Source organism: Planosporangium flavigriseum, from assembly GCF_011947225.1.
In the GTDB taxonomy this organism is placed as follows: Bacteria; Actinomycetota; Actinomycetes; order Mycobacteriales; family Micromonosporaceae; genus Planosporangium; species Planosporangium flavigriseum.
In genome coordinates this window covers 157,031-180,120 of the sequence record NZ_JAATVW010000008.1, presented here as the reverse complement: position 1 = coordinate 180,120, position 23,090 = coordinate 157,031, and the positions used below count along the sequence as shown (strand labels likewise).

19 protein-coding genes are annotated in these 23,090 nt (G+C 72.7%); 8 read left to right on the top strand and 11 right to left on the bottom strand.

The annotated features are described in order from the left end of the window. Positions 1-110: 110 nt before the first annotated feature. Complete coding sequence (locus HC028_RS14120) at positions 111-869, bottom strand: Pr6Pr family membrane protein (RefSeq protein WP_168077374.1); 759 nt, start codon at positions 867-869, stop codon at positions 111-113. Positions 870-979: 110 nt separating this feature from the next. Further along, the gene (locus HC028_RS14115; RefSeq protein WP_168077373.1) at positions 980-1,690 is read right to left on the bottom strand and encodes an HAD family hydrolase; all 711 of its coding nucleotides are present in this window, start codon (positions 1,688-1,690) and stop codon (positions 980-982) included. A 103-nt stretch (positions 1,691-1,793) separates the two neighbouring features. On the opposite strand from HC028_RS14115, the gene HC028_RS14110 reads away from it, so the two are divergent. After that, a complete protein-coding gene (locus tag HC028_RS14110) occupies positions 1,794-2,456 on the top strand; it encodes a hypothetical protein (protein WP_168077372.1) in 663 nt (220 codons plus the stop codon). 3 nt (positions 2,457-2,459) lie between these two features. On the opposite strand, the gene HC028_RS14105 is transcribed toward HC028_RS14110, so the two are convergent. After that, entirely contained in the window at positions 2,460-2,750 is a 291-nt protein-coding gene (locus tag HC028_RS14105) for a GNAT family N-acetyltransferase (protein ID WP_168077371.1), read from the bottom strand. 76 nt (positions 2,751-2,826) lie between these two features. On the opposite strand from HC028_RS14105, the gene HC028_RS14100 reads away from it, so the two are divergent. Continuing rightward, positions 2,827-3,405 carry a histidine phosphatase family protein gene (locus HC028_RS14100; protein WP_168077369.1) on the top strand — a complete coding sequence of 193 codons (579 nt, stop codon included), beginning with the start codon at positions 2,827-2,829 and terminating at the stop codon, positions 3,403-3,405. Here HC028_RS14100 and HC028_RS14095 read toward each other — a convergent pair. Continuing rightward, positions 3,398-3,841 (bottom strand): Lrp/AsnC family transcriptional regulator, encoded by a 444-nt coding sequence (locus HC028_RS14095; protein WP_168077367.1) that lies wholly within the window; start codon positions 3,839-3,841, stop codon positions 3,398-3,400. The two genes, HC028_RS14100 and HC028_RS14095, sit on opposite strands and share 8 nt — an antisense overlap. 100 nt (positions 3,842-3,941) lie before the next feature. Continuing rightward, entirely contained in the window at positions 3,942-5,096 is a 1,155-nt protein-coding gene (locus HC028_RS14090; protein WP_168077365.1) for an acyl-CoA dehydrogenase family protein, read from the bottom strand. An 816-nt stretch (positions 5,097-5,912) separates the two neighbouring features. On the opposite strand from HC028_RS14090, the gene HC028_RS14085 reads away from it, so the two are divergent. The 3 genes from HC028_RS14085 to HC028_RS27080 all read left to right on the top strand — a co-directional run bounded on the left by HC028_RS14085 (position 5,913) and on the right by HC028_RS27080 (position 11,261). Then, positions 5,913-8,642 (top strand): winged helix-turn-helix domain-containing protein, encoded by a 2,730-nt coding sequence (locus tag HC028_RS14085; protein ID WP_168077363.1) that lies wholly within the window; start codon positions 5,913-5,915, stop codon positions 8,640-8,642. 205 nt (positions 8,643-8,847) lie between these two features. After that, positions 8,848-10,011, top strand: coding sequence for a PP2C family protein-serine/threonine phosphatase (locus HC028_RS14080; protein WP_168077361.1), 1,164 nt, complete (start codon positions 8,848-8,850; stop codon positions 10,009-10,011). Positions 10,012-10,421: 410 nt separating this feature from the next. Next, on the top strand, positions 10,422-11,261 hold the full coding sequence (locus HC028_RS27080) for a DUF7144 family membrane protein (protein WP_203981399.1): 840 nt from the start codon (positions 10,422-10,424) through the stop codon (positions 11,259-11,261). 66 nt (positions 11,262-11,327) lie between these two features. Here the strand turns inward: HC028_RS27080 and HC028_RS14070 are convergent, their stop codons facing one another. Continuing rightward, the gene (locus HC028_RS14070; RefSeq protein WP_168077359.1) at positions 11,328-13,991 is read right to left on the bottom strand and encodes a winged helix-turn-helix domain-containing protein; all 2,664 of its coding nucleotides are present in this window, start codon (positions 13,989-13,991) and stop codon (positions 11,328-11,330) included. A 588-nt stretch (positions 13,992-14,579) separates the two neighbouring features. Here HC028_RS14070 and HC028_RS14065 point away from each other — a divergent pair. Beyond that, positions 14,580-15,029: a DUF7144 family membrane protein gene (locus tag HC028_RS14065; protein WP_168077357.1), complete on the top strand. Its 450-nt coding sequence runs from the start codon at positions 14,580-14,582 to the stop codon at positions 15,027-15,029. A gap of 15 nt (positions 15,030-15,044) precedes the next feature. On the opposite strand, the gene HC028_RS14060 is transcribed toward HC028_RS14065, so the two are convergent. Next, positions 15,045-15,338 (bottom strand): SHOCT domain-containing protein, encoded by a 294-nt coding sequence (locus HC028_RS14060; protein ID WP_168077355.1) that lies wholly within the window; start codon positions 15,336-15,338, stop codon positions 15,045-15,047. Positions 15,339-15,362: 24 nt separating this feature from the next. Continuing rightward, on the bottom strand, positions 15,363-15,791 hold the full coding sequence (locus HC028_RS14055; protein ID WP_168077353.1) for a DUF6325 family protein: 429 nt from the start codon (positions 15,789-15,791) through the stop codon (positions 15,363-15,365). Between the two features lie 247 nt (positions 15,792-16,038). On the opposite strand from HC028_RS14055, the gene HC028_RS14050 reads away from it, so the two are divergent. Continuing rightward, complete coding sequence (locus HC028_RS14050; protein ID WP_168077351.1) at positions 16,039-16,944, top strand: 5'-3' exonuclease; 906 nt, start codon at positions 16,039-16,041, stop codon at positions 16,942-16,944. On the opposite strand, the gene HC028_RS14045 is transcribed toward HC028_RS14050, so the two are convergent. Then, a complete protein-coding gene (locus tag HC028_RS14045) occupies positions 16,941-18,143 on the bottom strand; it encodes a hypothetical protein (RefSeq protein ID WP_168077349.1) in 1,203 nt (400 codons plus the stop codon). The two genes, HC028_RS14050 and HC028_RS14045, sit on opposite strands and share 4 nt — an antisense overlap. A gap of 290 nt (positions 18,144-18,433) precedes the next feature. Next, positions 18,434-21,211, bottom strand: coding sequence for a DEAD/DEAH box helicase (locus tag HC028_RS14040; protein WP_168077347.1), 2,778 nt, complete (start codon positions 21,209-21,211; stop codon positions 18,434-18,436). Between the two features lie 92 nt (positions 21,212-21,303). On the opposite strand from HC028_RS14040, the gene HC028_RS14035 reads away from it, so the two are divergent. Continuing rightward, positions 21,304-22,116, top strand: a complete 813-nt coding sequence (locus HC028_RS14035) for an HAD family hydrolase (RefSeq protein WP_168077338.1) — start codon at positions 21,304-21,306, stop codon at positions 22,114-22,116. 15 nt (positions 22,117-22,131) lie between these two features. On the opposite strand, the gene HC028_RS14030 is transcribed toward HC028_RS14035, so the two are convergent. Further along, positions 22,132-23,067: a diacylglycerol kinase gene (locus HC028_RS14030; RefSeq protein ID WP_373313953.1), complete on the bottom strand. Its 936-nt coding sequence runs from the start codon at positions 23,065-23,067 to the stop codon at positions 22,132-22,134. Positions 23,068-23,090 lie beyond the last annotated feature (23 nt).

The window sequence follows — 23,090 nt, the reverse complement described above, 5'->3', positions numbered from 1 at the left end:
TGCGGGTACGACGAACCGCGCCGCGAAGGTCGAGAACCGGAAAGTTTGCCGCGTAGCGGCGTTGAGTGCGATGTGGCGGTAGCCACATCCGCCTACGGCTTCCTAGGACGCTAGGTTATAGGTGAACCGCCGTCCGGAGCGCGCCGGCGCGCTCCGGACGGCGCTGTACCGCCGGGCACCTCAGCGCCAACCGCGCCACGAAGATCGAGCGCGTCCGCAGCCGGCCCGCGATCCGGCAGCCCGCCACGGCGGTACAGCCAGCCGTCCACCCCGGTCACCGCCGCGGCGACCACGATGAACAGGACCGCCATCATCAGCGCGTTGAGCAGGACGCCCGGGTACCCGAGCTGGTCGACGTCCACGAAGGGGTACGGGTACCAGCCGACGAGCGCGCCACGGATCAGCGTGATCACCAGGTACCCGACCGGGTAGACCAGCGACAGCGCGGTGAGCCGCCATGAAGCGGCCCGCCGTGGTCCGAACAGCAGCCAACCGAGGATCGCCATCGCGGGCACCACGGTGTGCAGCAGCGCGTCGGTGACCACCCACCAGCCGGTGAGATGCGCCAGCCCCGCCAGGACCGTGTGGTACACGAGCGCCGTGATCGCGATACCCACCACGCCCGCCACCCGGAACACGCCGAACACCGGCGATGTACGGGTCAGCCGGATCGCCAGCAGCGCGGTGGTGACGGCGATCAGCACGTTCGACTCGATCGTGAAGTAGCACAGCTGATTGATCACCCGGCCACCGGCCGAGGTGAAGTGGCCGTGCGCGTGCGACGCGCTCATGATCAGCTGGAGCGTCACCGCGGCGGACGCCACCAGCGCCGTCGAGCCGAACCAGACGCGCGCCCACCGGTCAGACATGGCGGCGAGCCTATCCAGCACCGCTATCCCCCAGGTCCCCCGTTCTGCCGCTCGCCCGTCCCGCGCCGGGCGGGTCACACCCGCTAGGGCATCCTAGGATGCTAGGTCTATCAGATCGGCTCGGCCACGGCGCTGATCGCCTCCAGTACCGCCTCGGTGTCGGCCAGATCGGCCAGGACGGCGTGCGCACCGGCGTTACGAAGCTCCGCGGCGGTGTAACGGCCGGTCGCCACGGCCACCACCGCCGCACCCGAGGCGAGGGCCGCCTCCACGTCGAGCGGGGTGTCCCCCACCAGCACGGTGGCCCGTCCGGGGTACTCCCGCTCGTGGCGTACCCGCGCCGCCGACCGTGCCAGGTCGACCAGCCGCGCCCGCACCGCGTGGGCCCAGCCGTACACGCCGATGTCCAGGTCGAGGTGTTCCGACAGGTCGAACGCTCGCATCTTCGCCTCCGCGAAGGCGCGGAGGTTGCCGGTGAGCAGGGTCTGCACCGTGGACCGATCGCGCAGCGCCATCAGAGCGGCCAACGCGCCGGGCAGGGCCCTCCCCTCCGCCCGCAGGACGCCCTCCAGGCCTGCCAGGGCCTGCTCGGCGGCCAGTCGGAAATCCTCCAGGTGCCGATCGGGATCCGCCACCCCGTTGGCGGCTAGCAGGTGGATGGCGATGGCCCGGTCGGTACGCCCCGCCATGGGCGGCAGCGGCGCGGTGTCGTCACGCCCGAACAGTTGCCGGAAGGCGATCCGGAACGCGCGTGCGCCCACACCGGCCGCGTCGACCAGCGTGTGGTCGACGTCCCACAGAACCAGCACTCCCCCGGTCATGGCGACGACTCTACGGCGCGCGGTCGATGTGCCCAACCATGTAAACCTCCGGTTTACATGGTTGGCTACAGTGGACACGTCGACGTGTCCCAGGGGGTGCCGGATGGATCGTCTCGCCGACGTGCTGACCGCGGCCGAACGCAGGGAGCTTCAGCTCCAGGCGCGGGACCTGCTGGAACGCATGACGCGGCAACTGGCCGCGCACCCCGGGCTCGAGGCGCCCCAACCGGTCGTGCGACCCGGCGACGCCGACGACGAGTACCGGCTGCGCCGCGACCGGCTGCGCCGGGTACGGGCGGCTCAGCTGGCCGGGGCGCTCGTCAACGAGGTGACGGCCGAGTTCGCCGCCGAGGAGGCGGCCGACGCGGTCTGGCTCGGCGCCAGCCTCGCCGACCTGGGCACAACGAGCGGCAGTACCCGGCAGGCCGCGCGCAAGCGCTGGCCGGAACTCGGCCCCATCTACCGGACCCGGCGCTGGCTGGACGGCCACCACGACCACCTCGTCGCCGTCATCGGCGCGGTCCTCGCGCGGGCCGGCGAGCTCAGAGGCGTCGGCCTGGACCACCTGCAGCCGCTGCGGGACGCCCTGGACAACGACGAGCCGCAACCGGCGCGGTGGCGCCGGCTGGCCGAGGCGGTCGACCGGCATCTGCGGTACGTCGCGGACGTAGCGGTGCCCACGACGGATGAGGCCGCGATGGCCGTCGACGGGGCCCGCGGCGCGGTCGCGCACTTCGACGCGGACACCGCCGGCCCGACGCGCTGACCGTCAGCCGATCTCCACGGCCGGCATGATCTCGGGCAGAAACTCCGGTGTTGCCAGGCCGGTGAAACCGGCCAGCTCACCGGTGTCGCGAACCTCGACCGCGAACAGGCCGAAGCCGTGCTCCTCCCAGTGGCGCTCGCAGGCAGCGACCCCGGCCGCGGTCCGCTCGATGGTGGAGACCGAGCCGTCGCCGATCCATCTCATGACCTCGGGATCGGCGTTGATGGCCGCCATGACGGCGACATCGTCGGCGCGCCAGCGGCGCAGCACGAGGCGGGAGGTCTCCAGGCGCATCCGTACCACCGTAGGCGACCGACCCGGCCGGGGACGCGGTGATCAACCGTGCTGCCCGGGCAGGGATGATAGGGGTATGGCCGAGATCATCCTCATCCGTCATGGTGAGACCCAGTGGAGCAGATCGCACCAGCACACCTCGTACACGGATCTGCCCTTGACCGCGGAGGGCGAGCAGCAGGCGAAGGACCTCGCCCGACTGCTGGCCGGCCGGCGGTTCGTCGCTGTCATCAGCAGCCCCCGGCAGCGGGCGCTGCGCACGGCGGAACTGGCCGGGCTCACCGTCACCGCGATCGACGACGACGTGGCCGAGTGGAACTACGGCGAATACGAGGGCGTGACCACCGAGGAGATCAGGCGGACCCGTCCGGGTTGGACGGTCTGGACCGACGGCTGCAGCCCCGGCGGGGAATCGCCGGAGCAGATCGGCACCCGCATCGACCGGGTGATCGAACGTGTACGCCCGCTGCTCGACCAGGGGGACGTGGCGATCGTCGGACACGGCCACGCGCTGCGGGTGCTGGGCGCGCGCTGGATCGGCATGCCGCCGTCGGGCGGTGGGCGGCTGCGACTGGACACCGCGACGCTGTCGGCCCTCGGCTACGAGCGCGAGCAGCAGGTCATCCTGCGGTGGAACCAGCCCCCACTCATCTGATCTGCGGCGGGCGCCCCTCGTACGGGGTGGAGAGCACCACGGTCGTGCGCGTCGCCACGTTCGCGGCCTTGCGGATCTCCTGGAGGAGTCGCTCGAGATCGGCCGGGCTCGCGACCCGCACGAGCAGCATGTAGAAGTCGTCGCCGGCCACCGAGTAGCACGCCTCGATCTCGGGCAGGTCGGCCAGCCGCTCCGGCGCGTCGTCTGGCTGTGAGGGGTCGATGGGGCGAATCGCCACGAACGCGGTCAGCGGCAGGCCCAGGGCCTCATGGTCCAACCGGGCGGCGTAGCCCCGGATCACTCCCCGCTGTTCGAGCCGGCGCACCCGCTGGTGCACCGCGGACACCGACAGCCCGACCTTCTCGGCAAGGTCGGTGTAGGACTGCCGGCCGTCTCTGCCGAGTTCGGTGAGGATGGCCCGATCCGTCTCTTCCACGCCCGGAAAACTACACTGCCGCCGCACCCGGGGTGTGCGGGCGGAGCGATTCACTCATGCGCAGGGTGCCAGCCGGCGCTCATCTGGTGCGATCCGGCGCTCATTTCGTGAGCGCGCGGGAAATCACCAGCCGCTGGATCTGGTTGGTGCCCTCCACGATCTGCAGCACCTTGGCCTCGCGCATGTACCGCTCGACCGGGTGGTCCGCTACGTAGCCGTACCCCCCGAGCACCTGCACGGCGTCGGTGGTCACCCGCATCGCCATGTCGGTGGCGAACAGCTTGGCCTTGGCCGCTTCCACGCCGTACGGCCGGCCGGCGTCGCGCAGCCGGGCCGCAGCGAGGAGCAGGGCGCGGGCCGCGGACACCTGGGTGGCCATGTCGGCCAGCAGGAAGCCGACCCCCTGGAACTGTGCGATCGGCTGGCCGAACTGCTGGCGCTCCTGCGCATACGCGACCGCGTAGTCCAGCGCCGCCTGCGCCAGGCCCACCGCGCACGCGGCGATGCCCAGCCGGCCGCCGTCCAGGGCGCTCATGGCGATCCGGAAGCCGGTGTTCTCCTCGCCGAGCAGCCGGTCGCCCGCCACCCGGGCGCCGTCGAACGCGATCTGGGCCACTGGCGAGGCGCGCAGCCCCATCGTGCGCTCCCGGGCCTGCGGCACGATGCCCGGCGTGGCGGCGTCGGCGAGCAGGCACGAGATGCCGCGGGCGCCCGGGCCGCCGGTACGGCAGAAGATGTTGTAGAAGTCGGCGTACCCGGCGTGGGTGATCCAGGCCTTCGTGCCGGTCACCACATACGCGTCGCCATCGCGTACGGCCTTCGTGGTCATCGCGGCGGCATCGGAGCCTCCGGCGGGCTCGGACAGGCAGTACGCGCCGAGCAGCTCACCGCCGAGCATGTCCGGCAGCAACCGCTTGCGCTGGGCGTCCGTGCCGAACCCAGCGAGCGGGTAGCAGGCGAGGGTGTGCACCGACACCGCTTCGGCGACGGCGAGCCAGCGGCGGGCCAACTCCTCAAGTACCTGCAGGTACACCTCGTACGGCTGGGCGCCGCCGCCGTACTCCTCCGGATATGGCAGCCCCAACAGGCCGGCGCGGCCCAAGGTGCGCACCAGGTCGCGGGGGAACTCTCCGCGCGCTTCGAAGTCGTCCGCGCGCGGGGCCAGCTCCGCGTCGGCGATGTCGCGGGTCAGGTCGAGCAGCGCGTACGCCTCGTCGCTGGGCAGGATGCGCTCGACGTGGGAGTGGAGGTTCACAGGCTCACCGGATCCAGGGGTAGAGGGTCCTCGTTGACCGCACTCTGAAGCTTAACGGTCGTTTGGGTTTTCCCGAGAGTGACACGGGGCGCCGGTGCCCGGACGGCCGGAGCGAACGCCGAACGGGGGCAGCCGGCAGCCGGCCACGCGTCGCCGCGGACAAAACGTGTGGACACCTACCCGAACCTTTTGCACCATCTGAAGAATTCGTGACGAGCCGGCGACACACGGTAGGTATCCCAGGCGCGCCCACTCGAATTGTCGGTCGGCCTATCGGACATGCCGGATCAGCCCGATTCGTTGGATCGATAAAAGCGAGTAGCCCGTCCCCGCAGTGAACCGGCGACTTGGGTAATCACATCGGGCGAAACAAGCGTTACCAATTGGTAGCGCGCATTGCACTCAGCGTTAACTCCCGAATCGCGCGCGGCCGCCGATCGCGGTCGCACCAGCGCGTCAGGCCCGTAACCCTGTGCCATCACCGGCCGGCATTTTGCGACCAAGACAGCGATTTCACGTACTGATGCTGCGCAATGCCGCGTAACACAAACACGCTCCGTAGCCGTGCGTCGATACCTGAATCCGCCCCGCCAGCCGCGATAAAGAACCTTTACTTCAGCGCTCTCTCATTCCACGCCAGCGACACGCGTTTAAGCGCAAGAAACCAGGCAAGAAACGCCGCCACACACAACCGGTACCCATATCTTGACCATGGGTATGTGGTGAGCCAGTCCCATCGAGGGGAGGTTGAGGCCGATATCCGCGACGCGCCTCGGAACGGGACCGGACGGCCGCCGTTCCACGAATCAGGTCCCGTTGGCCGACACTGAGCAGCCGGGGCAACGCCGGCTCGGCGCGACGAGAGTCGGCCGCGCACACCGCGACACCGGCGTACCGGTTGCTCGCCGACGACGGATCGCGGCGAAGAACAGCCAGGCCGCGCCGAACAGTGGCACCCAGTGGCCGCTCACCGCACCCCGGTTCCTGGTGCCGCCGCTGCCCGCGACGCACGTACCCCGGCCCCGGCTGCTGCACCGGCTCGACGTCGCCCTGCGCCACCCCCTCACGCTGGTGGCCGCGCCAGCCGGGTGGGGCAAGAGCGTGCTGCTCAGCTCCTGGATCCGCGCCGACCGGGCGCCGGGGCCGGTCGCCTGGGTGGGATTCGAGACCGCCGACGGGCTCGACGCAGCCGACGGTTTCGACTCCTGGCACCACATTGTGGAGGCCCTGGCCCGCGCCGGGGTGCACCTCCAGGCCGACGGCGACGACCGGGGCCGACCGGCGCAGCGCAGCGGTCCCCCCGTCCTGCTCGTCCTCGACGACTTCCATCTGGTCACCGACCCGGCTGTCCTGTCCAACGTCGAGCGGCTGCTGCAACAGCGCGGACCCGACCTGCGCGCGGTGCTGCTCACCCGCAGCGAGCCCGGCCTGCCGCTGTACCGGTGGCGCCTGCTCGGGCAGCTGGCCGAACTGCGCACCGAGCAGTTGACGTTCACCGCTGACGAAACCGGTGAGCTGCTGCGGCGACACGAACTCGAGGTGCCCCGCGCGACCGTCCGCAAGCTGCTGAGCGTCACCGAAGGGTGGGCGGCCGGCCTCACCCTCGCCGTGCAGGAGATGTCGTGGCGCGGCGAACCGGACCGCGTGGTCGACGAGTTGGGCGTCGGCGACCGGGCGTACCTCGACTACCTCGAGCGCGAGGTGCTGCACCGGCTGACCGACGACCAGCGGGAGCTGCTGCTGTGCACCTCCGTGCTGGAGTACGTCTGCCCCGGGCTGGTCGAGGCGTTGACCGACCGCCGCGACGGCGCGCGGATCCTGAACGAGCTGGAGCAGGCGAACGCGTTCACCGTCTACTGCGGCGGGGCCCACGGCTGGTACCGGTACCGGCGGCTGCTCCGCCGGGCGATGTACGCCGAACTGCGCCGGAGCGCGCCGGAGCGGATGCCGGTCCTGCACACCGCCGCGGCCGACTGGTACGCCCGTAACGGACTGCCCGCCGCAGCGCTGCGCCACGCCCTCGCCGCCGGCGACTGGGACAGCGCGACCCTGCTGCTCGTCCGGCACTGGCGCGAGCTGCTGGCCGGCTGCGGCCCGTCCGGCCCGGTCGGGCCCACGCCCACACCCCCCGAAGCGGTCAACACCGACGCCCGGCTGGCGCTCGCCTTCGCGGCCGCGCACCACGAGGCGGGCGACGTCGACGGCGTGCGCGCGTTCCTGCGCCGGGCCGAGGAGAGCCCGCACGTCGACGACGCGGTCGCCCCCATCCTCCACGCCGTGCGGCTGGCCGAGGCGCGCGGCGCCGGGGACGCCGACCGTACGCTGACCGCCGCGGCGGGCCTGCTCGACAGCGTGCGCGGCGCGCCGGCCGGGGTACTGGACGAGGTACGGGCGTTGAGCCGGACCGCCGCAGCGGACGCCTCGCTGGCCCTCGGGCGGTTGGAGGCGGCCACTACGGCGGTCCGGGAGGCGCTGCCGCTCGCCCGCCGCAGCGGCTCCGGCCGGATCCTCATCGCGACCCTGCGCCAGCAGGCGCTCGTCGGCCTGGCCCGCGGTCACCTCGGCTCCGCGGTGCACGCCTGTCAGCTCCTGCTGCGCGCCGTGTCCCGGGCCGGCCTGACGAGTGCGAGCGAGGCCGACTGGGCGCGGGTCGTGCTCGGCTGCGCCTGCCTGCTGCGTGGCCGGCTCGACGACGCGGCCCACCACGTCGACCGGAGCATGGCCGGCGCAGCCCACACCGACGCCGCGATCAGGATGTTCGCCACCACCATCCAGGCCCGGCTGTACCAGCTGCGCGGAGATCCGGCGCGCGGCCTGGAGATCCTCACCTCGGCCGGGGCCGACAGCGACACCGACGGCCTCCCGCCGGTGTTCGGCGCCGCCCTGGCGCTGATGGAGGCGGAGCTACGGCTGGCGCTCGGAGAGGTCCGGCAGGCGGGCCGGCTGGTCGCGGGCGACGCGACGGCGGCGCCATACCCCGACTGGACGGCCGTTGTCCGGGCCAAACTGCACCTGGCGGCCGGCGAGGCGGCGGCGGCCGCGGCAGCGGCCGGCCGGTACGCGAGGATGCCCGCCGGGACGTCGGTCCACTCGGCGGAGGCGTGCCTGCTGCACGCCCTGGCCCTGCGGAGCCTCGACGACCGAACGGCCAGCGAGCGCTTCGTCGAGCGGTCGCTACAACTGGCCAGCGCCGAAGGGCTGCGGCTGCCCTTCCTCGTCAACGCCCCCCTTGTACGCGACCTGCTGGTGGCGCACCTGTCCGCCGGCACCGGCCACGCGAGCCTCATCACCGAGCTCACCGGCGCGGCGATCAACGCTCCGGTGGCCACCCCACCGCCACGTCCGCGCGGAGTCGAGCCGCTCACCGAGCGGGAACTCATCGTTCTCCGCCATCTGCGCAGCATGATGTCCACCCCGGAGATCGCGTCGATGCTGTGCGTGTCCCCCAACACCGTCAAGACCCACGTCAAGAACGTGTACCGCAAGCTCGGGGTGGGACGCCGCCGCGACGCCATCCGCCGGGCGCAGGAGGTGGGGCTGATCTGACCGCAGCGTACCCGACGGTCGCTGGATGACCAGCCCCACCGAACGGGCCGCGGTCTGCGGTGTTTGCCAGATGTCACCTCACCCGGTCCGGGTGGAGCAGCGCCGGAACTGCGGCAACAACCGAACATCACCCGGTTCGGGGGAGCCGGGGTCACCAACCCGTGCCAACCATGGTCTGTCAGGCGCACTCGGCACGGGAGGTGCGATGGAGGAAATCCGCGCTGGTGCGCGCAGCGCAGTGGCGACCGACCCCGGGCTCGGCACGGCTGGCCAGGGGCTGGGCTGGGGGGCCTGGCACCTGGATACCGACCGGGTCGAGTGGTCCGAGCGGCTGTACCGGCTGACCGGTAGGCGCCGCGTCGACGGTGCGCTGGCTCTGCCGGGCTTTCTCAACCTCGCCGCGCCCGACGACCGCGGCCGCGTCTCGGCAGCCGTCGACCGGCTGCTGGACGACGGCGCGCCGGTGGACGTCGAGTACCTGATGCGCGCCGCGGACCGCGCGCGACCGGTCCGCGCGACCTTCGAACTGCACCCGGCGCAGCAGACCCTGTACGCGGTCGTCAACGACCTGACCGAGCTGAACCGGGTACGCGACCGGCTGCTGGTCAGCCACCGCACCGTGGTGGCGCAGCAGCGGGCCCTGGCCCAGCAGCGGGAGATCAACGGCCAGCTGCAGCAGGTGATCCTGCCGGTGCCGACGGCCGTCACCGACGCGGGCGGGATGCGCGTCGCCGTACGCTACTTCGCCGCCGACGACTCCGCCGACGTCGGTGGCGACTGGTACCTCACGGTTCCGCTCGCCGACGGCGACGTCGTGTTCGCCGTCGGGGACGTGGTGGGCCACGGGCTCGCCGCGGCCCCGCCGATGGTGGCGTTGCGCCACGCCGCCGCCGCGTACGCGGTCGCCGGCCACCAGCCCGGCGAGATTCTGGCCGCGCTCAACGTCCTGCTGTGCCGGCAGGGCAGTTGGGCGACGGCGACCGCCGTGGTGGCCCGGTACCGTCCGTCCACCGGCACGCTGACCTGGGCTCGGGCCGGCCATCCGCCGATCATGGTGGCCGGGCGGGACGGCGTGCACACCCGGTACGAGCCGGCCGGCATGCTCCTGGGCGTCTGCCCCGAGGCGGAGTACGAGCACGCGTCGGTCCAGCTTCACCCGGGTGACGTGGTGCTCATGTACACCGACGGCCTGATCGAGCAGCGCGGCCACGGGATCGACGAGGGCATACGGGACCTCGCGATGTCGGTGGCCGAAGGGCTGCACGCACCGGCGACAGACCGCCTTGAGTCCATTTTGGACCGTCTGCGTCCGCGCAATCCCGGCGACGACGCGTGCATGCTCGCCGCCCAGGCGACCGGTGCGCGGTAGCCACAAATTTCACCCGCGCCGGGTGATGGTTACTCACCCGACCACAGCGTTTCATAGGCGGCAAGGCACGACGGAGTGCCGGGGGTGGAGGCGTTCATGACGGCAGTGGAGACCCCGACATCGGTTCGCGGTGGGCGCGAGCACGCGGGCCACCCTGCTCCGGTATCCGCACAGCACCGACCCTTGCCGATGGCGGCCGGTGTTGTCGCACTCGCCGCAGGGTCCACGCCGTCTGACGGGCCTCCGATGGTGTGCCGGCCGCGATCGCCGCGCGGCCGGCACACCGCTTGACTTTACTGTCCGGGGGGTACGAACGCGCCGGTCCGGTTAACACCGGGCCGGCGCGTTCGCGGTTGCCCGAAACCCCGTACCGGGAACGGTCGCGGGAAGGAGAGGGACAAGGGATGCCCATGAGTCACAGCGGATGGGCGGAGTGGAGGAGGTTCAGCGCCGCGATGCTCGCCCTGGTCGGGGCGTTCAACATGGTGGAAGGTCTCGTCGTGGTGTACGGCGGGAACGTGGCGCGCGTCGATCCCAGCCGGGTGCTGGTCCTCGATCTGGCCGGCTGGGCCCAGGTCACGCTGACGCTCGGTGCGCTGCTGTTCTCGCTCGGAATCTGGTTGTCGCTGGTGACGGTCCGGGTGCGGCTCATGGCCCTGTCCGTCGTCTGCGTACACGCGCTCACCCAGCTCGGCGTGCTGGCCGCGTTCCCGGCGTGGGCGCTTCTCATGATCTCATTCGATGTCGTCATCATCTTCGCGCTGACCGCGACCCCCGCCGGAGGCGCGGCCAGCGTCGCCCGGACCGGGTCCATGCCCGCCGACGCCCGGCAAGCGGCGATCACGGGAGCGGGCAGGACCGGTACCGCGGTCGGGGCCGGCCGGGCCCGGCGCGGCGCGGGCGACCGGGTCGGTTACCGGCCCCGCCATCAGATAGCGAGTGCCGACGCGACGGTCGTGCTGAGCCAGCTGACGGAGGCGGTCATCGCCGAGGCGGCACCGCACCGGACGGCCGGGGCCGATGACGTCCTGGCGCCGCGGGCACTGCTGGCCGGCCCGATGGGGCCGGCGGGACAGGCCGGGCCGGCCGGCGTCGCCGGACCACAGCCGCCGACCGCCACGATGGTCGGCGCGGTGGCCCACAGCGCCGCCGACGCGGCCAGCACGACGCCGGCCGGCACGGCACGGGGAGTCGCGCCGCCGATCATCGGTGCCATCTCCGGCCGGTGGCCGGACGCGAGCCTGCAGTAGTCGTCCCCATGTTCACGGGGAGTCGGTGTCACCAGGACGACACCGACTCCCCGTGAACATGGGAACCTAGAGCAGGTTCAGCTCGCGCGCCCGCTGGATGACCTCGCGGCGACGGCCGGCCCCCAGCTTGCGGTAGATGCTCTTCATGTGGGTCTTCACGGTGTTGACCGACACGCACAGCATCGACGCGATCTCCGCGGCCGACAGCATGCTCTGCAGGTACCGCAGGACGGTCAGCTCCCGCTCGGTCAACGGCTCGGGCAGCCGGCTCACCGCCACGTTCTGCCGCGACGCCCCCTGCGCCAGGTCGCCGGCGAGGTCGTCGGCGAGGCTCCGGTAGCTGCTGCCGGCCGGCACGTACGTGGTGAGCAGCTCGCGGATCGCGTGCCCACCCTCCAGGAACGGCCGCCGGATGCCCTCCTCGTCGGCCAGGCGCAGCGCCTGCTCCACCGACCGGCCGGCCTTCGTCCGGTCGCCGAGCGCCCGCATCGCCCGCGCGTACGTCAGGTTGGCCTCGATCGTCCACAGCAGCGAGGTGCCGCCCGGCTCGAGGTGCGCCACGACCGCGGACGCGGCCGGCGACGGTCGTCGCTCAGCCAGGTGGACCTTCGCCTGCACCAGGGTGAACCAGACCGACAGCAGATCCGGCGGCGGTGCGCCCAGCAGCCGCTTGGCCGCCGCCGGCTCGCCGGCCTGCACGTGCAGCTCCGCCTCGGCGAGGGTCAACGAGTGCCACAGCAGGCCCGAGATCTGGCAGTCGACGAGTTGGCGGCGCACCACCGACAGCTCGCTCGCGGCGCCCTGGACGTCGCCGGCGGCCGCCGCCAGGCGGGCACGGACGATCGCCGCCGAGGCGACCATGCCCGGGTCGACGAGGCCGCCGCTGTTCACCGCGCGTTCGAGGTAGTACATCGCCGGGCGGACCCGGTTCTGCTGGTAGCACACGTCGGCGAGGGTCAGCAGGGTCCAGATCAGGTCGCTGCCCTGGATCAGGCCGTGCTGGTCGGCCAGGCTCACCGCCTCCTTGGCGAAGCGCACGGCGGCGTTGAGCCGGCCCCGGGTGGCATGCAGCGCGGCGAGCTGGCGCAGGGACGCGATCTGCGCCTGCGCCACCCCGGAGCGCCGGGCGTGCACGAGTCCCTCCTCCAGCGGCGCCTCGGCCGCCTGCAGATCGCCCTGGTGCAGCCGCGCGCTCCCCATCGCGATGAGCGCGAGGGCCCGGACCTGGTGGATGTCCCCTTCGGACACCGGCACGTCGTCGGAGAGCAGCAGGGGCGCGGTCGCGAGTACCAGCTCAGAATCGCCGGACAGGTGCGCCTCCGCCACCCGGAACGCCGCGAGGATCGGGCGCACCTGGTCGCGGGTGGAGTCGTCGGGCGCCGCGTGCTGGGAGCGGTCCACCAGGTGCAGGAACGTCTCGGTGGCCCGCGGGTCGCTCGCGTCGAGCCGCTCGGCGGCGAACGCCAGCGCCAACCGGGGATCCTGCTGCACCTGCTGCGGCGGCGTCGGAACGATCTCTTTGAGGGTACGCATGCGGGCGCCGGGCACGAGCTCGTGCCAACTGGAGTCGACGACAGCGACCGCCTGGGCCCACTCCCCTGCCGCGAGCGCGTGCCGGATCGCGTCCGCGGGCATGTCGTGCGCGAAGTACCACTCCGCGGCCCGCCGGTGCAGCACCGGCAGCTGCTCGGGCCGGCGGTGGCGCAGCTCGTTGTAGAGCATCAGGCCGAACAGCGGGTGACAGCGGTACCAGCCACGACTGCCGGTACCGTGTACGGCCAGCAGGTTGGCCTGCTCGAGCGAGGCGAGGATCCGCTCCCCGTCGGCGCGGCCGGTCAACGCCTGAACCAGCTCCGGGCGTACCTGCTCCAGGATCGACGTGGCGAGCAGGACCTCGCGGATGTCGTCCGGCAGCTTGCCCAGCACCTCCCCGACGAGGTACTCCCCCAGCGCCCGGTCATGCACCGCGAACTCCGGTACCAGGCTGTCCGGGTCCGGGTGGTCGGCGATCGCGAGGGCCGCCAGCCGCAGCCCGGCCGCCCAGCCCTCAGTCATCGCGTGCAGGCTCACCAGCGCCGGCTCCGCGAGCCGCACGCCGTGGGCGCCGAGCAACTGCCCGGTCTCGGCCAGGGAGAACGCGAGCTGAGCGCTGCGGATCTCGGTCACCGCGCCGTTCATCCGCCACCGGTACAGCGCGACCGCCGGGTCGGCCCGGCAGCCGAGCACGAACCGCAGCCGGGCGGCCGTACGGCCGAGCACGGTCTCCAGCTCAGTCCAGACCTGCGCGTCGGCCACCTCGTGGGCGTCATCGACGACCACGACGATGATCGGCCCCGGTACCTCCAGCGCGGCGACGATCTCCCCGATCGTGCCGGCGCGGTCGTCCGCCCGGTGCGCGAACGGCTCGACGGCGGCGAGCGCGGCGGCGAACTGGTCCCAGAACTCCGCGACTGAGGCGGCCTCGGCCGTGAACCAGGCCACCGGGCCCGGCGCCCGCCCGGCCCGCACCCACGCGCCGAGCAGCGTCGTCTTGCCCCAGCCGGCAGGCGCGGAAACGATGGTCAGCGGCCGGGTAACCGCCTGGTCGAGCAGCTCGAACAGGCGCGGCCGCTCAACCAGGTTCGGTGGCGGCGCCGGGATGGCCGGTTCGGACAGCACCTGCTCCATGCCACCGGGCGCGAACGCGTCGATCACGGCGACGGTCGGATCCGACCGGCTGTCAGAGGTCATGCCGGCCCCCACTGGGCCGTACGCGCGCCCAGGCGCCGGACCGCCCCTCGCTCACCCCGGCGGGCAGCCCCGTGGGACCGCCCGAAGTCCTGGTAGCCATACCTGTCGTTCACCCAGCGGTCCCCCTGCCCGTTGATGCGTAACACGCCGGGAATTCTTTAGGCGGCCGAGGTGATCCGTCTTCACCCCGCGAAGGTGAAGCCCGCATCCGCACCGGCAGGCCCCGTGACCTCGGCATCCAGCGCCGACAGCGACGCCACCGCGTCGTCCATCATGCGGCCGGGTGGGGTGAGCGCGCCTCGCACCGGCCGGACCACGCGCCGGCCGCCGACACCACGGATGCGACCACCCCACCGAGGTGACGTGTGCTCACCCAGGCCCCTACCACGATCGACGGCGTCATGGTTGGCACGCTCAAGCCAAGGGAGGTGGCCGCTGAAGGAGGCTCGCCAGGCGGGCCGCGACAGGGAGCACTCTCACCCGCCGGGCGGCTTCCGGCCAACTACGCCGCCCGCTCCTGCCGCACGCGACGCGCCACGGTCCGCCGGCGAGTCCGGCCGAGCTATCCGGAGTCGGAGGAGTCAGCCAATGACCCAAAGTACGAGCCCACGGTCGGGCTGGATCAGCTTCGCCACGGTCATACTGACGATCATCGGAGCGTTCAACATCGCGCACGGCCTGGCCACCCTCATGGTGGGCACGGTCAGCTTCGTCGACGCGGGCCGCCTGATAGTGGTCAACCTGACGGCGTGGGGCGTGCTCGCCCTCGTCTCCGGCGCGCTGCTCATCGCCGTCGGCCTGGGACTGCTCGCCCGCAGCCAGCTGGCACGCGTGGCGGCGGTGGTCCTCATCTGCCTGCACGCGCTCATCCAGGTCGCCGTGCTCGCGGCCTTCCCGATCTGGTCGCTGATCATGGTCGCGCTGGACGTGGTGGTCCTGTTCGCGTTGACGGTGCACTGGCCCGACGCCGTGGTCGAGCCCGTGACCGAGCCACTGGCGGTTCCCGACGCACGGCCGGCGGGCGGCGCGCCACGCTGACCCGCGCCTACCCGGTCACCACCACTGCTCGTGGCGCAGCACGCGTGCCTTCGCGGCCGCGAACTCCTGCGTGGTCAGCACGCCCCGCTCAGCCAGCTCGACCAGCTGGCTGAGCTGGGCGACGACGTCATCGCCCCCGCTCGCGATGGACGGCGGCGTGGAGATCGGGCTCGCGGGTACCGGCTCCGGTGGCAGACCGCCCGGCCAACCAGCCGAGAGCGCCGCGACGGCCTCCTCCGCCCTGCGGTGCGCCAGACCGATGCTGAGGGCGCCGCGCAGCAGCGGCGCGCCATGCCGGCGAGAAGACATTGGTCCCTCCTTACGACGGGGTCGTCAACGGGCCGGGTGGCCGGGCGCCTCCTGGCACCGGCGCGCTTCGTTCGCGTACGCCTCGGGGATCCGTACCGCGCCGACCAGCAGGCCGCCCAGCTCGCGCACAGCGGCGTCGGCCGCGCTGGCCCAGACGTGGTCGATCAGCAGGGCGAGCGCGGCGGTTCCGGCGTCCAGCGCCTGTCCGACCTCGTCGACGTCGGCGGCGTCGATCAGCCCCGGGTCGGCGACGTCGTACGCGGCCAGCGCCGGCACGTCCGCGAACTCCACGCCGCGGACGTGCCCGTCGCGGTCCTTGACGACCGCCAGCGCGTCGACGATCCGGACAGCGCCGCCGGTCTCCACGGCCTGCAGCACGGACGCGACCCGGTCCGGCAGCGCCTCCCCCGGAAACGCCACCACCAGGAACTCCAGTGGACCGATCCCCGCCATCAACCGCTCCTGTCCGCCTACCTCTGCCCCGGCCGTCGGCGACCGAGTCGTTGCCGGCAATCGTGGGGCTCGATCGGGTGAGAGCGCGTCACCCGCTACGGACACCGCTCGCCCGCGCCGCCGTCACCCCGTACCGGCTCCGGCGGGTACGGCCGGGGTCATCCTCCGGGTGAGCGTGGGGTGTCCGCGGTCGGACTGTTCGGCCGGTCACCGCCGCGAGCTGGCCTCCGGTCACTAGGCTTGCCTCGTGAGTCGACCTCTGCTGCTCGTCGATACGGCAAGTCTCTACTTCCGGGCCTACTTCGGCATCCCCGAGTCGGCAGTGGCCGCACCGGACGGCACGCCGGTCAACGCCGTACGCGGCTTTCTCGACATGCTCGCGACGCTGGTGCGCACGCGGCGACCGGGGCGCGTGGTGTGCGCGCTGGACGCCGACTGGCGCCCCGCCTGGCGGGTGGCGCTGATCCCCGGCTACAAGGCCCACCGGCTCGCCGACGACGGCGGCGAGCAGACGCCGGACGGGCTGTCGCGCCAGGTGCCGATCATCCTCGACGTCCTCGAGGCGCTCGGCGTGCCCGCGATCGGGGTGGCCGGTTACGAGGCGGACGACGTCATCGGCACCCTCGCAGCCCGCGAGCCCGGCCCGATCGAGGTGGCCACCGGCGACCGTGACCTGTTCCAGGTGATCGACGACGACCGCGCCGTACGGGTGCTGTACTGCGGTCGCGGCGTGTCCAAGCTCGCGGTGTACGACGACGCGGCGGTACGCGCGAAGTACGGGGTGCCGGCGGCCGCGTACGCGGACTTCGCGGCGATGCGCGGGGACCCGAGCGACGGGCTGCCCGGCGTGGCCGGCGTCGGCGAGAAGACCGCCGCCCGGCTGGTCGACCGGTACGGCAGCGTGGCCGGCGTACTCACGGCCCTCGACGACCCGGCGGCGGGGTTCGCGCCCGGCCTGCGCACGAAGCTGACGGCCGCCCGCGACTACCTGGGGGTGGCGCCCGAGGTGGTGCGGGTGGCCGTGGACGTCGCGGTGCCGCCCTTCGACGGTCACCTGCCGCCGTCGACCGAGGGCGAGCGGGTGCTCGCCCTCGCCGAGAAGTGGAACATCGCCGGTTCGGTACAGCGGGTGGTCGACGCGCTCTCCGCCTAGCCGCGGTGGGCGCCCCCGATCCGGCTACTGATCGGCGCCCAGGTGCGGTTGAGCGTTGCCGTGTCGCCGGGCGCGGCGTGTGCGGGAGGCCTGGCGATGCCGGCCTCGGCCGGTGCGACGTGCGCGGCAGATCTGCCGGCGCCGCCTGGCGGCGCCGCGTCGGCACCGGCGACGACTTCCTGTCCGTTGCCCGGGGGCGCCTCGTCCGCCGCGTGCGCGCCCGGCATCCGCACCACCCCGCGTACGGGCTGACTCAGCTGGTCCGGCCGGGTGCCGGCGCGGTCCTGCACGGCCGGTTGAACGGCCGGAAGCGGATCGCTGAGCGGGTCCGGCTGGCTGGGCGCGGCCGGTTGGTCGTCGTTCTCCCGGGCGGGCTCCCGGGCGGGCTCCCGGGCGGGCTCCCGGGCGGCTGACTCCTCGGGGTCGGCAAGTGCCGCCAGGAGGTGCTCGCCGGGTACCGCCGCCGCGACTTCAAGCGACGGCAGTTCGTCGATGCGCCGCTGCACCCCGCCCAACTGTTCGGACAGCGCGTCCCGGTGCGCGCCGAGCGCGTCGACCAGCCACCGGGCCGACGCGATCACCTGGCTGCTGACCGCACCCGCGCGTTCGATGACCCGGCGCGCCGTGTCGCGGGCCTCGTTCACGTGCCGCTCGGCCCAGCCCTCGATCGCGGCGCGACGCTCGGCCGCCGCGGCGTCCTCGGCGGCCCGCCGCTGGGCCAGCATGGCCTCCAGGGCCGAGGTCGCCTGCTCGGCCTGTTGGCGGGCGGTCGTGAGGACGTTCTCGGCCTCCTCGCGGATCGCCCTGGTTTCCGCGTCGGCGCGGGCGCGCATCTCCTCGGCCTCGGCGGTGGCGATGTCGATGATCTGCCGGAGGCGGGCACCAACGACTACTGATTCCGGCTTGTTGGGGTCGCAGGTGCATATGGCGGCGGCCCTAGTCAGGTCGTCGACCCGGGCGGTGAGGATCTGCTCGTGCTGGCGTACCGCGACCAGTTCGTTCGTGAGCTCCTCGATGCGCTGCTGCGTCCGGGTCACGTACTTGTTGACCTGCCGCCGGTCGTACCCGCGCAGCGCCCCGTCGAACCCGGCGTGCGCTTGCAGGTCGACATCTCCGCCGACCGGGGTCGGGTGGGCCTCTTCGCCCCTGACCTCCGGTGCGGCCGTCGTCGCGGCGGGTTGCGCGGGTGACTGGTCCATCAACGCTCCTTCGTTACCGGTTCGGGGTGGGACACGTCTGCAGGCAACCGGGCTTCAGCTAACGCCCGACGAGTGGCGCCGCAGCATCCACAGTGGAGTGGTCGATGTCCGGGGATGGTCAGCGCCGGGCAGGCCCGGGACGTACCCCTTCCCGCGCCCGTGAACTGCCGCAACCGGGCACCGGCGGTATCGCGCCGGTTCACCCACAACGCCCAGAACGGTAGGAGAGGGCCGGGTTCGTCTTCATCACCCTGGCTGGGTGAACCTCCCGAGGGCGGCGGCTACCGCCGTCACCGGGTGTACGCGAGCACCCCGCGGTTCACGGCGGACATCGCCTGCCGCGCGGTCTTGCGGATCTCCGCCGAGGCGCCGCTCGCCTCGGCGAGCTGGCCGAGCAGGTCGATCACCTGGCGTGCCCAGCGCACGAAGTCGCCCGCCGGCATGTCGCCCTCGATGCCGTGCGCGCTCGCCAGGACCTTCGACAGCGACTCGCCGCGCGCCCACCGGTACATCGGCCAGACGAACCCGAGATCGGGCTCGCGGGTCAGCTGCAACCCCAGGGCGGACTCGGCGTTCTGGAGCTCCGCCCACAGCTTCAGCGTGTCGTCCACCGCCTCGGCGAGCGCGCCACGGGGCACCGACGCCCGCTCCTCGGTCTCCCGGCGGGACTCGTAGAGCACCACCGACACCGCGGCGGCCAGCTCAGCGGCGTCGAGGCCGTCCCATGCGCCCTCCCGCAGGCACTCGGTGACGAGCAGGTCCGCCTCGGTCCAGATCCGCGCAAGCATCTGGCCGTTCGGGGTCACCTCGCCCCCGCCGCCGAGGTAGCCGCGCTGGGCGAGGATCGTGCAGACCCGATCGAAGGTACGGGTCAGCGAACCGGTCCGGGTGGAGACCTTCTCCTGCAGCGCCTCGTTCTCGCGGGCCAGCCGCCAGCGCCGCTCGGCCCAGCGGGCGTGCTCCTCCCGGTCGGGGCAGGCGTGGCAGGGGTGGCTGCGCATCCGGTCGCGCAGCCGCGCCAGCTCGGAGTCGTCGCCGCCGTCCGCGCGGTGCCGGCGCGGCCGGCGGTGCCCGTCGACCTCCCCGGCGGCGTCGCGCAGCAGCGACGCGAGGTCGCGGCGTGCCTGCGGGGAACGGTGGTTGAAGTGCTTGGGTACCCGTACCCGGGTCAGCGGCTCGACCGGCTCGGCGAAGTCGCCGGACGAGATCCGGCCGGCCCACCGGTCCTCGGTGAGCACGAGCGGGCGGGGCTCGCCGAACCCGGCGGAGCCGTTGTCGAGAACGACCGCGAGACCGGCCCGCCGCCCGTGCGGCACCCGGATCACGTCGCCAATGCGCAGCCGCTCGACCGACTCGACGGCAGCGGCGCGCCGCTGCGCCTTGCCCCGGCGCGCCAACTGCCGCTCGCGGTCCGCGATCGCCACCCGCAGCGCGAAGTAGTCCTCGAAGTTGCCGAGGTGGCAGCTCATCTCTTCGAGGTAGCTCTGCATCGCCTCGGTGTTGCGCTGCACCTGGCGGGCGAAGCCCACCACCGACCGGTCGGCCTGGAACTGGGCGAACGAGGACTCCAGCAGCTCGTGGGAGGCCGTCATGCCGACGCTGCCGACGAGGTTCACGGCCATGTTGTACGAGGGCCGGAAGCTCGACCGCAGCGGGTAGGTGCGGGTGGAGGCCAGTCCGGCGACGTGCCGCGGGTCGATCTCGGGCGACCACGCGACGACGGCGTGCCCTTCGACGTCGATGCCGCGCCGGCCTGCCCTACCGGTGAGCTGGGTGTACTCCCCCGGCGTCAGGTCGACGTGCGCCTCGCCGTTGAACTTGACCAGCCGTTCGAGCACCACGCAGCGCGCCGGCATGTTGATCCCCAGCGCCAGCGTCTCGGTCGCGAAGACGGCCTTGACCAGGCCCCGTACGAACAGCTCCTCGACGACTTCCTTGAACGCCGGCAGCATCCCCGCGTGGTGGGCGGCCAGGCCCCGTTCCAGCCCGTCGAGCCACTCCCAGTACCCGAGCAGCTGCAGGTCCTCGCTCGGGATGTGGGCGGTGCGCTCCTCGACGATGCGCCGAATCTCGATGCGCTCGTCCGGCGCCGTCAGGCGCAGACCGGCCTGCAGGCACTGTTCCACCGCGGCGGCGCAGCCGGCGCGGCTGAAGATGAAGACGATCGCCGGCAACAGGCCCTCGCGATCGAGGCGCTCGACGACGTCCGGCCGCGGCGGCGGCATCCAGCGCCGGCCGCGACCCGGCCGGCCGCGACCGTCGTACTCGCCCAGCCGCCGCAGCGTCTCCCGGGTGTAGCGCAGCAGCTCCGGGTGTACCTCGCGCTTCTCGGCCGCCTCGGGGTCGTGGAACAGGTCGAACATCCGCTTGCCGACGAGCATGTGCTGCCACAGCGGAACAGGTCGGTGCTCGCTGACGATGACGTCGGTGTGGCCGCGCACGGTGATCAGCCAGTCGGCGAACTCCTCGGCGTTGGAGACGGTGGCCGACAGCGATACCACTCGCACCGATTCGGGCAGGTGGATGATCACTTCTTCCCAGACCGCGCCGCGGAAGGGGTCGGCGAGGAAGTGCACCTCGTCCATGACCACGTACGCCAGCCCCCGCAAGGCCGACGACTTGGCGTACAGCATGTTCCGCAGGACCTCGGTGGTCATCACGACCACCGGGGCGTCACCGTTGATCGCGTTGTCCCCGGTCAGCAGGCCGACCTGCTCGGCGCCGTAGCGCTCGACCAGGTCGTTGTACTTCTGATTGGACAGCGCCTTGATCGGGGTGGTGTAGAAGCACTTCCGGAGCAGCCCGTCACCGTCGGAGTCGGGCCGCTCGGCGGCTGCGCTCCCGCGCAGCGCGAGGTGGACGGCGAACTCACCGACGACGGTCTTGCCGGCGCCCGTCGGCGCGCAGACCAGGACCCCGCTGCCGCGCTCGAGCGCTTCGCACGCCTCGCGCTGGAAATCGTCCAGTTCGAACCCGAGCCCCTCGGCGAACTCATGGAGAGCCGGGAATCGGGCCACCTCAGCGGCGCGCTTTCGGGCCGCGGCATACCGTTCGGCCGGGCTGGTCATAACCTAAGGCTAGGGGACGGAGGTTGTGGGCTGTCGGGCGGAGCCCACGACTCGACGGCCGGTTCGTTTCAATCGTCTCCTGTCGGGTCGGTATGGTGCTCGGCGTGCCGCACCGCCCCGAAGCGCCGCAGCAGAACCACGAGTCGGACTCCGACCCCTCGGCGTCACCGCTGCCAGCGGTTAACCCGTCCCGGCGAGCGGATCGGGCCCAGGTGGAGCGGCCGCAGGCGGTGCTGTTCGACTTCCAGGGCACGCTCGCGCAGGTCGAGGACCCCGTGACCTGGGTACGCGAGGCGGCCCGTACCTGTGGCGTGGAACTGGACCGGCCCCGGGCGACGATCCTCGCGGACCGGCTCGTCACCGCGGGCCGGGCCGGCGGCCCCGCACCGCACCGGGTCCCGCCACACCTGGCGGAGGCCTACTGCGACCGGGATCTTGACCCGCGGTCGCATCGGGCGACGTACACCGGCCTGGCGCAGACCGTGGACTGCGGCGTGGACGGGTTGCCGGAGGCGCTGTACGACCGGCTGCTGAGCCCGGGTGGGTGGGTGACCTACCCGCATACGGTGCCGACCCTCAAGGCGCTGCGCGCCGCCGGCATCCCCGTGGCGGTGGTCAGCAACATCGGCTTCGACATCCGGCCGATCACGGCACATCTCGGCTTCGCCGATCTCGTCACCGAGTTTGTGCTCTCGTACGAGGTCGGGCGGTGCAAACCCGATGCGGCGATCTTCGAGTACGCGTGCGGGCGGCTCCGCGTTGACCCGGAGCGGACGCTGATGGTGGGTGACACTCCCGCCGACGCCGGGGCGGTGGTGGCCGGCTGCCGGGTGCTGATCATCCCGGCCCAACCGCCGGCGACGGCCAACGGCATCGCGGCCGTGCTCGACCTCGCCGGGCTGTAGTGGGGGCCGGCCGGATCAGCTGAGCAGCGTCAGCGCGCCGGGCACACAGGTGATCGTGACCGGCAGCGGGAACGCGCGCTCGCCGTCGGCGTATCCGATGATCCCTTCGGCGTCCAGTTCGACCGTACGGGCACGGAACGTGCTCACCATCGGATGCTCCACGTGGGTGCCCCGGTAGACCCGAGGCTTGATCCGCATCAGCGTCAACCGGCCGACGGCGCCCGCGACGACCACGTCCAGCAGCCCGTCGCCCGGGTCCGCGGCGGGACAGATCCGCATGCCACCGCCGTAGCTGGCGGTGTTGCCGACCGCGACCAGGACCGCGTCGACGGTGTGCGCCACACCGTCGAGGCGCAGCGTGTACCGGCGAGGCCGCAGCCGGGCCAGCTCGGCGAGGATGGCGAGGTCGTAGCGGCGGGGACCGCGCGGGAAGCGCATGACGTTGGCCCGCTCGTTGACGATGGCGTCGAATCCCGCGCCGAGCACCGCCCCGTACCAGCGGGTCCGGTCCGCGCCGGAGCGCAGCTTCGCCAGGTCGACCGTACGGGTCCGGCCGGCTGCGAGGGCCGCGGCGACGGCGTCGGCCGCGGCGAGCGGCTGCGTCGACAGCCCGACCTCCGCGGCGAAGTCGTTGCCGGTGCCGGCCGGGACGATGCCCAGCGGTACCGGCGTCCCGCCCACCGCCTGCAGGGCGGTGTGCACGGTCCCGTCCCCGCCGACGGCCACCAGCGCCGCGGCGCCCCCGGCGACGGCCGCGTGGCAGGCGTCGGAGGCCCCGGCGGCGTCCGAGGCCTCCAACAGCCGCACGGACGCGCCGGCACCGCCGAGCCGGGCCAGGACCTCCGGCAGCAACCGGGCGAGGCGTCCACGGCCGGCCGACGGGTTGGCGAGCACCGCGATCTCACCGGTACAGGGCGGCTCCGTCACATCGCTCGTGGCGCTGGTGGTCACGGCGAGCAGCGTACGGCCGCATC